The organism is Cronobacter sakazakii (assembly GCF_000982825.1).
GTDB classification, from domain to species: domain Bacteria; phylum Pseudomonadota; class Gammaproteobacteria; order Enterobacterales; family Enterobacteriaceae; genus Cronobacter; species Cronobacter sakazakii.
This window is the reverse complement of the sequence record NZ_CP011047.1, coordinates 479960-491383: the sequence shown is the minus strand read 5'-3', so window position 1 is coordinate 491383 and position 11424 is coordinate 479960. Positions and strand designations below refer to the sequence as shown.

At 54.5% G+C, this 11424-nt stretch carries 7 protein-coding genes and 3 pseudogenes; 7 read left to right on the top strand and 3 right to left on the bottom strand.

Annotation, left to right across the window (positions count from 1 at the left end; translation table 11 throughout):
* Positions 1–36: 36 nt before the first annotated feature.
* Entirely contained in the window at positions 37–1434 is a 1398-nt protein-coding gene (gene ygjG, locus CSK29544_RS02255) for a putrescine aminotransferase (protein ID WP_007891219.1), read from the bottom strand.
* Between the two features lie 410 nt (positions 1435–1844).
* Between ygjG and CSK29544_RS25205 the strand changes: the two are divergent.
* The 5 genes and pseudogenes from CSK29544_RS25205 to CSK29544_RS02235 all read left to right on the top strand — a co-directional run.
* Positions 1845–1982: pseudogene (locus tag CSK29544_RS25205) on the top strand (diguanylate cyclase); the annotation flags it as partial.
* 56 nt (positions 1983–2038) lie between these two features.
* Positions 2039–2736, top strand: a protein-coding gene (locus CSK29544_RS23710; RefSeq protein ID WP_095033700.1) for an IS1-like element IS1B family transposase whose coding sequence is annotated in 2 segments (ribosomal slippage) — positions 2039–2288 and positions 2288–2736 — 699 coding nt in all. Because the reading frame shifts where the segments join, the coding sequence is not laid out codon by codon here.
* Between the two features lie 11 nt (positions 2737–2747).
* A pseudogene (locus CSK29544_RS02245) lies at positions 2748–3509 on the top strand (diguanylate cyclase domain-containing protein); the annotation flags it as partial.
* A 191-nt stretch (positions 3510–3700) separates the two neighbouring features.
* On the top strand, positions 3701–5224 hold the full coding sequence (locus CSK29544_RS02240) for a methyl-accepting chemotaxis protein (protein WP_004385797.1): 1524 nt from the start codon (positions 3701–3703) through the stop codon (positions 5222–5224).
* Positions 5225–5668: 444 nt separating this feature from the next.
* On the top strand, positions 5669–7216 hold the full coding sequence (locus CSK29544_RS02235) for a methyl-accepting chemotaxis protein (protein WP_007888407.1): 1548 nt from the start codon (positions 5669–5671) through the stop codon (positions 7214–7216).
* 35 nt (positions 7217–7251) lie between these two features.
* Here the strand turns inward: CSK29544_RS02235 and CSK29544_RS02230 are convergent, their stop codons facing one another.
* The gene (locus tag CSK29544_RS02230; protein WP_007888414.1) at positions 7252–7785 is read right to left on the bottom strand and encodes a PadR family transcriptional regulator; all 534 of its coding nucleotides are present in this window, start codon (positions 7783–7785) and stop codon (positions 7252–7254) included.
* 239 nt (positions 7786–8024) lie between these two features.
* On the opposite strand from CSK29544_RS02230, the gene CSK29544_RS02225 reads away from it, so the two are divergent.
* Together CSK29544_RS02225 and CSK29544_RS02220 are read left to right on the top strand one after the other, a co-directional pair.
* Complete coding sequence (locus CSK29544_RS02225) at positions 8025–8789, top strand: siderophore-interacting protein (RefSeq protein ID WP_007897928.1); 765 nt, start codon at positions 8025–8027, stop codon at positions 8787–8789.
* Positions 8790–8912: 123 nt separating this feature from the next.
* Positions 8913–10082 (top strand): annotated as a pseudogene (locus CSK29544_RS02220) (YgiQ family radical SAM protein); the annotation flags it as partial.
* Between the two features lie 135 nt (positions 10083–10217).
* Here CSK29544_RS02220 and CSK29544_RS02215 read toward each other — a convergent pair.
* Positions 10218–10853 (bottom strand): hypothetical protein, encoded by a 636-nt coding sequence (locus CSK29544_RS02215; RefSeq protein WP_012477419.1) that lies wholly within the window; start codon positions 10851–10853, stop codon positions 10218–10220.
* Positions 10854–11424 lie beyond the last annotated feature (571 nt).

Here is an 11424-nt window from a genome sequence, read left to right as displayed (position 1 = left end):
TTCGTCGGATGAGAACGAAGACGCGCTGCCTCAGGGTTAGCTTTCGGTGGCGACCGCCGTTGTGCTCTGGGCGGTGCTGAGCGTCTCAAGCGCCTTACGCGCGGCAGTGAGCACCTGCTCGCACTGCTCAATGGTCAGCGTCAGCGGCGGCTCAATGCGGATCGTTTTGGCGTTGTTGAGCGTGCCCGCCACCAGCACACGCTGGCGGAACATCTCGCTTGCGAAGCGGTAGCCGGTTTCGTTATCGACAAACTCAATAGCCATCAACATCCCGCGTCCGCGCGCCTCCTGCACCAGGTGCGGGTATTCACGCGAAAGCTGGCGGAAGCCGTCCAGCAACATGTCGCCTTTCTGCTCCGCCTGGGCGGGCAGGTTTTCTTCCAGCAGGACATGAATGGTGGCGAGCGCCGCCGCGCAGGCGAGCGGGTTGCCGCCAAACGTGGTGGTGTGCAGAAACGGGTTGTCGAACAGCACCGAGAACACCTCTTCTGTCGCCACCGTCGCGCCAATCGGCATGACGCCGCCGCCAAGCGCTTTGGCAAGACAGAGAATATCCGGCTGCACGTTTTCATGCTCACAGGCAAACATCTTGCCGGTGCGGCCCATGCCGGTCTGCACTTCGTCGAGGATAAGCAGCGCGCCGTACTCATCGCACAGCTTGCGCACCGCCGGCAGATACCCCGGCGGCGGCAGAATAACGCCGCCTTCGCCCTGAATCGGCTCCAGGATCACCGCCGCCACGTCATCGCCGGTTTTCTTGCACTCGCCAAGCAGCTCGCGCAGCGCGTCGATATTGCCGAACGGCACATGACGAAAGCCCGGCAGCAGCGGCATAAACGGTTTGCGAAACGCCGCTTTGGCAGTGGCGGAGAGCGCGCCGAGCGACTTACCGTGGAAAGCGCCGCTCGCGGCCACAAAGGTGAATTTGCCGCGCGGCGACTGGTACGCTTTGGCGAGCTTAATCGCCGCCTCGACCGATTCCGTTCCGCTGTTGCAAAAGAAGCTGTATTTGAGTTTGCCGGGCGTCAGCGCGGCGAGGGTTTTGGCGAGCATCGCTCTTAGCGGGTCGAGCAGCTCCTGGCTGTGCAGAGGCTGTTTCGCGAGCTGATTTTCTACGGCGGATACAACAACTGGATTACGGTGCCCCACGTTAAAAATGCCAAACCCACCCAGGCAATCAAGGAACTCCTGTCCCTGGGTGTCGACAAGCGTATTAAGACCTCCCGCCTGCCACTCTACGGCTCCGTAATCCCCGCCAGCGGTGACTGATTTTCGATACTCTAAGAACCCTGGATTGACATGCTGTTCGAAGTAGTCGTGGACCTCCCGGTTAAGTGCTTTCATCTCCTCATGCGTCAGCGTGCGCTTTTCGATGAGATTCAGTGCGTGCGCGGTACAGGCAAGAGCCGAGGCGCTGTTAGGTAACCTGTTCAAAATGTGCCCCTTTGGATCGCGTATCACATGATACCGATGTTAAGTATTGCAGCCTTTACGCCACATCGGTGAGGGGCATGAAAATCGGGATAAACCGCTGTGAGGCACCGGGGCGCGCGGCACGAAATCATTCCAAAAAAACCATTGCGGCGCTTAATGCTACCGTCGGGCGCAGCGCTGCGGGGAACCAAATGCCGCGTTGCACCATAACAGGGCGTCGGTGCGCGGCGGGGGCGCATCTGCGAGCAGTTATTTCATCGAATGTGTTTCTGTATATAATTCACAAAAAATATATTTTACCGGCGTTATTACGCGATTTACTGATTTGCCGCCAGGTTATTTTTCACGCGTCTCTTTATTCTTGCGCGTATTCCTGATAGCCAGGGCGGTTATTGTTTTATGAGGTTAGCATGGATTTGCAACAGATAGATTTATCGTTAAAAGAATTAAACCAGGCCGTTAAACTACACTATGAGTGGAGCGGCAAATTTTTAGAACTCGTATTATTAGGCAGCGAACCTGATAACACCTTTATACATCCGCAGTCTCGGTGATGCTGCCAACTTACTGATTTAGTGTATGATGGTGTTTTTGAGGTGCTCCAGTGGCTTCTGTTTCTATCAGCTGTCCCTCCTGTTCAGCTACTGACGGGGTGGTGCGTAACGGCAAAAGCACCGCCGGACATCAGCGCTATCTCTGCTCTCACTGCCGTAAAACATGGCAACTGCAGTTCACTTACACCGCTTCTCAACCCGGTACGCACCAGAAAATCATTGATATGGCCATGAATGGCGTTGGATGCCGGGCAACCGCCCGCATTATGGGCGTTGGCCTCAACACGATTTTCCGCCATTTAAAAAACTCAGGCCGCAGTCGGTAACCTCGCGCATACAGCCGGGCAGTGACGTCATCGTCTGCGCGGAAATGGACGAACAGTGGGGATACGTCGGGGCTAAATCGCGCCAGCGCTGGCTGTTTTACGCGTATGACAGGCTCCGGAAGACGGTTGTTGCGCACGTATTCGGTGAACGCACTATGGCGACGCTGGGGCGTCTTATGAGCCTGCTGTCACCCTTTGACGTGGTGATATGGATGACGGATGGCTGGCCGCTGTATGAATCCCGCCTGAAGGGAAAGCTGCACGTAATCAGCAAGCGATATACGCAGCGAATTGAGCGGCATAACCTGAATCTGAGGCAGCACCTGGCACGGCTGGGACGGAAGTCGCTGTCGTTCTCAAAATCGGTGGAGCTGCATGACAAAGTCATCGGGCATTATCTGAACATAAAACACTATCAATAAGTTGGAGTCATTACCCGCAGTCTCATCTTTATTGCCGTTTTCACCATTGGGTTGTCTCGTGCGATAATATTCCTTCCCGCTACGCTCGCTTTATTGGGAATATTAGCGAAACGCATAAAACGATGCATGACTATGCGCGCACGTTAATTCAGTCGATTGCCAATAAACGGGTGGATTCTGATGAACTTTATGCTTACCACGACGCACAGCAGCAGTTCGTGGCAAGCGTTGATGGCTATCGCCAGCAGCTGATCTCACTACGCAACCGTCATGACACGCTTACCGGGTTGCCGCTGCGCCAGTTAATGTATGAAGATTTCGCTTTCCTGCACGCCCATGCGCGCGAACAGACGCTATGGCTGCTGATAATCGATATCGACCGCTTTAAAAAGGTTAATGATACGTATGGGCATAACGCGGGCGATGACGTGCTGCGCGAGGTGGCGCAGCGGTTAAAGACCGAAGCGCGCAGCGGCGAGCGGGTGTATCGCTTTGGCGGAGAAGAGTTCATCGTGCTGCTTGACGCACATACGTCGCAAGCCGCGCGTGAGGCGGGGTTACGGTTCTGCGGCTCTCCTGGTCGACGTCCGCTGAGGCTCAATGGCGAGACGCTAACGGTGACGGTTACAGGCGGCCTGACATGCGTACGACCGGATGAAACATTGCATGAGGCAATTGGTCGTGCGGACGATGCCATGTATTTCGGAAAAAATAATGGACGTAACCGCTGTATTCTGACGCTCGACGGGCTGATGCGGGAAACGCTGAAATAACACAGGTGTATTATTCACCGTGGTAAATAATCGCGGATATAAATTATCGGCAGCGTGCATAAAAAAATGACCGCGAAATGTTTAATTTGCGAGCTGAATCGTATTTAACAGCTAAAGATAATTTATATATCGCCGACATAACAAGGCAGAAAAAAGATTAACAATTGGATAACCTGCCTAAGGACGCCGTTATGTCTTCTCCGCCGTTCGTGACGCAGCGTGAAGTTACGCTTGCTAACGACACTACGCTTATGTCTACCACCGATCTGCAAAGCTACATCACCCATGCCAACGACGCTTTTATCGAGGTAAGCGGATATACCTCAGAGGAACTGACCGGCAGCCCGCACAATCTGGTGCGTCACCCCGATATGCCCAAAGCGGCTTTCGCCGATATGTGGTACACGCTGAAGCAGGGCGAGCCCTGGACCGGCATTGTTAAAAACCGCTGTAAAAACGGCGATCACTACTGGGTGCGTGCCAACGTGGCACCGATGGTGCGCGGCGGAAAAATAACCGGTTTTATGTCGATTCGTACCCGAGCCAGCGCGGAAGAGATTGCGGCGGTAGAGCCGCTTTATAAAGCGCTGCGTGAAGGGCGTAAACCGCGCCGTCTGTTCAAAGGGCTGGTGCTGCGCAACGCCTGGTGGGGCAAACTCCCGGCGGTTCCATTGCGCTGGCGTCTGCGCGGTGTGATGGCGGCACTGTTTGTGGCCTGGATGGCAGTGATGGCCTGTACGGGCGCACCAATGCTGATTCCGGCGCTCGCGGCGGCGGTGATGTTGCTTCTCGGCGGCGCGGCGCTGGAGTGGCAGATTGTGCGCCCGGTTGAAAACGTGGCGCGCCAGGCGCTGCGCATCGCGACCGGCGAATCGCAAAGCATTACGCATATTAACCGCGTTGATGAGGTCGGCGTGACGCTGCGCGCGGTCGGCCAGCTGGGGCTGATGTGCCGCTGGCTGATGAATGATGTCTCAGGGCAGGTCAGCAGCGTGCGCAGCGGCAGCGAGACGCTGGCGCGCGGCAATGACGATCTTAACGAACGTACCCGCCAGACAGTGGTGAATGTGCAGCAAACGGTCACCACCATGAATCAAATGGCTGCGTCGGTGCAGAACAACTCCGCCACCGCGGCGGCGGCCGATAAACTCTCCAGCGAGGCGAGCGACGCGGCGCGTCTTGGCGGTCAGACGATGGAAACCGTGGTCAACACGATGGACGAAATCGCCGACAGCACGCAGCGTATCGGCTCCATCACGGCGCTGATTAACGATATCGCCTTTCAGACTAACATCCTGGCGCTTAACGCCGCCGTGGAAGCCGCGCGGGCGGGCGAGCAGGGCAAAGGTTTTGCCGTCGTGGCGGGCGAAGTGCGTCATCTGGCGAACCGCAGCGCGAACGCGGCCAACGATATCCGCAAGCTGATTGACGCCAGCGCCAGTAAAGTGGCGTCCGGTACGGTGCAGGTGCATGAAGCAGGGCGCACCATGCAGGATATCGTCAACCAGGTGGAAAACGTGACGCGTCTGCTGGGGCAGATAAGCCAGGCCACCACCGAGCAGGCCGACGGCCTTTCGGATCTCACCCGTGCGGTAGCCGAACTGGATGCCATCACCCGTAAAAACGCGGCGCTGGTGGAAGAGAGCGCGCAGGTTTCGTCGATGGTGAAACACCGCGCTGGACGCCTGCAGGATGCCGTCACGGTACTGCATTAATTTTGGTTAAAGGCGGCGCAATGCCGCCTTTTTCTTGCTGGATGACGCTGTAAAATTTGTCAATTTGTGCCCTTTTTACGGTGTGTTATATTGTTGGGTTAATGTTAAAAATAAATTAAATAAATGTATTTAATATAAACCCTTCATTTTAAATTGTTTTTCCCATCTTCCTGAACCCACACATAAAAACGTTTCCGCTTCGTTGTAATTAATTGCGCGATTAAGTGATCTGGCGCACATTTGGCCGATCAATCGCCGCTTATTAATAGCCAATGACTATTGTTTTAATGGTTTCTAAAAGAGAAAAACGATCAAACTCATAAAGTTACAAAACGGCCGGACGATAACGACCTTTGTCGATCCCCGCAGGTTCGGCGGATCACGTTATCCATCGCTGCGATTTCCGTTTCGTCAGCGCAAAATAACCCGTTCAACGGAGTGAATATGTCCATCCGCGATATTAAAATCCGCACAAAGCTTATTTTCGCTTTTGCTTTTTTTATTGTTTTATTACTTATCAGCGCCGGTTTATCACTCGGTAGTCTGAGCCAGGCCAATAATAATATTCAGCAGGTTATCGCTGAGGATTATCCCACGACCGTAAAAGCCAATCAGCTTACTGAAAATTTCCAGAGCTTCGTCAGTACGCAGCAATTAATGCTGATGGACGAAAACCAGCGCTGGACGCAGCAGTCAGAAGCGCAGCTCAGCGCCATTAGCGGGCGTATTGGCGCGCTGCTGGCCGATCTCAATAAGACGCTGACCGATGACGCTTCGCGTCAGGCGCTGGCGCAGATAGCCGAGGTGCGTAAGCAGTACCTGGCGTCGCGGTTTCGCATTCTCGATGCGGTAAAACGCAACGATCGTAATGCGGCGCTGGAGGAGATGATGTCCACCACGGTGGCGCTCCAGAACGAGTACAAATCGCGGGTTCAGGCGCTGATTAAAATTCAGGATAATCATATGCGCGAGGCAGGCGTGACGGTGGCGAAGGATTTCAGTAGCAACCGTGCGCTGACGATTGGCCTGACGCTGTTGTGCGTGGTGCTGGGTTCTCTGATGGGCTGGCTTATCGTGCGTGCCATTACGCGCCCGCTCGATCAGGCGGTGCGCTTTGCCGGCGCGATTGCCGAGGGCGATCTCACCCGCTCGGTGGACGTGCAGTCGCGCGATGAAACCGGCGTGTTGCTGAATGCGCTGATGGATATGAAGCAGCGTTTGCAGGCCATTGTGCAGGAGGTGCAGTACAGCGCCGAAAGCATCTCCAGCGCGGCGTCGCAGATTGTCGCGGGTAACCAGGATCTGGCCGCGCGCACCGAAGAGCAGGCAAGTTCCGTTGAGCAGACCGCCGCCTCGATGGAGCAGATCACCTCGACCGTGAAAAACACCGCGGATAACACCAGCGAGGCGACGAAACTGTCATCCGAGGCTGCCGATGTGGTGAAACGCAACGGCGAAATGATGCAGCAGGTGACGGACAAAATGCGCGTCATTCGCGGCACGTCGGATCGTATGTCAGACATCATCAACCTGATCGATTCCATCGCGTTCCAGACCAACATCCTGGCGCTGAACGCCGCCGTCGAGGCAGCGCGCGCGGGCGAGCATGGCCGGGGTTTCGCGGTGGTGGCGGGCGAAGTGCGCCAGCTGGCGCAAAAGAGCGCGTCATCGGCAAGCGAGATCCGTGCGCTTATCGAGGACTCCACCGGCCAGACCCGCGAAGGCATGGAGCTGGTGGAAAAAGCGAGTGGCCTGCTGAATGGCATGGTGGCGAACGTTGGAGAAATGGACACGATCCTGCGGGAAATCGCGCAGGCGAGCCGTGAACAGACCGACGGCATTTCGCAGATCAACAGCGCCATTGGCATGATTGACACCACCACGCAGCAGAACTCCGCGCTGGTGGAAGAATCGGTCGCGGCGGCCTCGTCGCTCAATGACCAGGCGCATAACTTAAAAGAGATGATTAAAGTGTTCCGTCTCAGCGCCTGATAAACCGCGGCGGTGGCCTGCCACCGCCGTTATTGCTAATCGAGCTGGGAAATCTCCAGCGCCGCGCGATCGATAATTCCGATAATCTGTTTTAACGTCTCCGGGCTGATTTCCGCCTGATTCACTTTCAAATCCAGCACCGCTTTCATGTTATCGAGCGCTCGTTTCATCTGCGAATCTTTACGCAGCTTATGCCCGATGGCGCGCGCCCGCATCCGCGCCTGAATATGATCCAGCGCCTCGCGGTTCTCCCCAAGCCACGCGCGGCCCGCGTCGGTAATCGCGATTTTCTTCCGGCCATTTTCTTCATCGTGCAACACCACAAACCCCTGCGCCTCCAGCGCGTCGAGCGTCGGGTAGACCACGCCGGGGCTTGGCGCGTAGTGGCCTGCGGTCAGCGTTTCGATGGCTTTGATAAGTTCATAACCGTGGCTCTCGCCGGCGCACAGGATATCCAGCATCACCAGACGCAGTTCGCCGTTACCGAAAAAGCGCGGGCGGCGATGGCCGTCCGGCCCGTGTCGGCCTTCACGGCGTGGGGATGAAGCGTGGCGGTCGTCTGAGCGCATGGGTAATCTCCGGTTTAAAACGATATATCTTAACTATATCTTTTTTACTTAAAAATGTCGTTATTAAAACGCCATCAAACTTAAGTGTATGTTTAATAAATAATAAAACGATACCTTTTGCGTGTAGTGCGGTTTTTGCTCAGGCTATCTAAAAAGTGCTTGCCATTTCTGTTGTTGGCAATCATTATCATTTACGACAATTTAGATATATCGAATTTACCGTTTACGTTGGCAGGTTGATGATGAATCAGAAAACTCCATTCCCGCAGCGCGTACGCAACGAACTGCGTTTTCGTGAAATTACCGTGCTTAAAAGCGAGCGCGTCAGCGGTTTTCAGCGCATCGTGTTTGGCGGCGACGCGCTGGCGGGCTTTAGCTCGCGCGGCTTCGACGACCATATCAAAGTGTTTTTCCCGCAGGACGGCGCGCCGTTCGTGCCGCCTGAAGTGACCGATGAAGGCATCGCCTGGGCAGGCGACGTGCGCCCGCCGTCGCGTGACTACACGCCGCTGTTTGACGAGGCGAACCAGCAGTTAACCATCGATTTTTACGTGCATGAGGCTGGTGTGGCGAGCGACTGGGCCGTTGCGGCCAAACCCGGCGACACGCTCTGCATCGGCGGGCCACGTGGCTCGTTAGTGGTGCCGGAAGATTACGCCTGGCAGCTTTATGTGTGCGATGAATCCGGGATGCCCGCGCTGCGCCGCCGCCTTGAGGCGCTCCGCGCGCAGGCGAAACCGGTGCAGGTGGAGGCTATCGTGACGGTGGCGGATGAAGCGCTGAAAGGGTATCTGGCGCACCTCGGCGAATTTAACATCCAGTGGGTCATCGGCCACGACGCGCAGGCGGTGGAAGCGAAACTGGCGGCGCTGACGGTGCCCGAGGACGATTACTACCTCTGGATAACCGGCGAAGGCAAAGTGGTTAAGCGCTTAAGCGAGCCGTTTGAAGGGCGTGTGAATCCCCAGCTGATGCGCGCCGCGGCGTACTGGCACAGCAAGTAATCATGGCGTGTGCGGGAAAGGGCGCTGGCGCTTTTTTCCGCAGAATAACCCTTCTTTTTTTGTTGCTTCCGGACGTATAATCGCCGCCCTTTGTCGATTCTTTTGCCTTTTTCCGGAAGCACTATGAGTTCCCTGAGCCTGATCCAGCCGGATCGCGATCTGTTCTCCTGGCCCCAGTACTGGGCCGCCTGTTTTTGGCCTGCGCCCTTTTTACCGATGTCGCGCGAGGAGATGGACCAGCTCGGCTGGGACAGCTGCGACATTATTCTCGTCACCGGCGACGCCTACGTCGATCACCCGAGCTTCGGCATGGCCATTTGTGGCCGTATGCTGGAGGCGCAGGGTTTTCGCGTCGGGATCATCGCGCAACCGGACTGGACGACCAAAGACGACTTTATGCGGCTTGGTAAACCGAACCTGTTTTTCGGCGTCACCGCCGGGAATATGGATTCGATGATCAACCGCTACACGGCGGATCGCAAACTACGCCATGACGACGCCTACACGCCGGATAACGAAGCCGGGAAACGCCCGGATCGCGCAACCCTGGTCTATACCCAGCGCTGCAAAGAAGCCTGGCGCGAGGTGCCGGTGGTTCTGGGCGGTATTGAGGCGAGCCTGCGCCGCACCGCGCATTACGATTACTGGTCTGATACCGTGCGCCGCTCGGTGCTGGTGGATGCCAAAGCCGACATGCTGATTTTCGGCAACGGCGAGCGCCCGCTGGTAGAAGTGGCGCATCGTCTGGCGATGGGTGAGCCCATTACGTCGATCCGCGATGTGCGTAACACCGCGATTATGGTGAAAGAGGCGCTGCCAGGCTGGGCGGGTGTGGATTCCACGCGTCTCGACACGCCGGGGCGCATCGATCCGATCCCGCATCCGTATGGCGACGATCTGCCGTGCGCCGATGGCAACACCCCGGAAAAACCGGCGACGAAAGCCGTTACCGTTCAGCCACCGCGCCCGAAGCCGTGGGAGAAAACCTACGTCCTGCTGCCGTCGTATGAAAAAGTGAAGAGCGACAAAGTGCTGTACGCGCACGCCTCGCGCATTCTGCATCATGAAACCAACCCCGGCTGCGCCCGCGCGCTGATGCAAAAGCATGGCGATCGTTATATCTGGATCAATCCGCCTGCGATCCCGCTCTCCACCGAAGAGATGGACAGCGTCTTTGCGCTGCCGTACCAGCGCGTGCCGCACCCGGCGTACGGCACAAAACGCATTCCCGCTTATGAGATGATCCGTTTCTCGGTGAACATTATGCGCGGCTGCTTTGGCGGCTGTTCGTTTACTCTTGTTTTTATGTATTTAGAGTTAAACTCTACTTTTCTATTTTTAGAATTCAAGCTATTCATCGTAATTGAGAGATATCCTTTTAATGTTCAGCAAGCCTGTTAAAAGCACTTTATCTGAACCGCGTTTTGCCTAAATCCTGCTCAATATATACTCTCCCTGAGTTCTGAAATCCTCAAATTCCCCAATCTTAAAGCATTGATACATAGATGATGTCAGATAATGCGCAATCATCTCACCGCCAATATGGATCCGTTCCGGGTGTGGGTATGTCGCCTGTATAGCCCTTTGTTCATTCATCATTACAGGAATTGTCTGCAACAAATCCCCATCCAAGATTTGGCACTCAGGTTTTACTCCTGTTCCGTATTGTAATTGCTCTGATTCGAAATCATGGACTGAGCGATAGGCGAACGAAACGATATTTCCTGTTTCCTCGCAAATTGCGAACTGATAAACACTGGTTGTCACCGTTGAAGAAGAGGGAATTGCATGGTCATGCTTGTATTGTTTCCACAGCCTCCTTAGACAGGCCGATGTATGATAATTGAGATTTTGTATACCTGATACGACCATTCTGGTTGATGCTTCAAGCAACCAGGTGTTAGAAAATCCACCTGCCCCCGTTCCTGCTATGATGGTTCTTAGCTGGGGGATGTAACCTGCTTTGGAAACAAAAGATAACGGCTCCCCATTATCGGTGACGGCAAGGGTATCTGTTACAATCAGTGCTTGTGCTTCGTCTGTATAAAATATCAGTGATGACATATTTTCCTCATCCAGAAAAGACATTACATGAATCACAGAACAGGTCACTACAACCACGTGAAAGGGAGTCAGACCATTTTCCAGAGGTAAATATATTCTTGTGTTTGGACGCGTTGCGGTTCTCTGTAAAAAATATATAGCACAAACAAAAGTCCCCGCAGGGATAAATATAGTTATATGCGCTTTTTCTGCTGGCTTTTACAATTGAAAGTGACAGGTAAACGAAATGTGTTACAGGTTTCTTTTGCTTTTCGTTGGGTTCTGTATATGCGAATTTACCCTGTGTGTTATTTTTGCAATGGACTCAGGCTGTATTCAATCAATTAAGGTTTACTTCTGGCATTAAGATGTATCCGTTGCCTGTTTTTTAAGGGCACGGTTTGTGCCGGGAAATGAAAATCACATCTTAAGTTCTTCACTCAAAGGATTTGTGATGTTTATCACGTATGGTCCGGGTAACGTGTTGAGGTCAATGTATTGCATCGTGATGGTGTCGTTACATCTTTTACTTTCCTCCTGATTTGCATATTCACTCCCGGCAACCTGGTTGTTTGTTTTTTCTTCTTCCGGA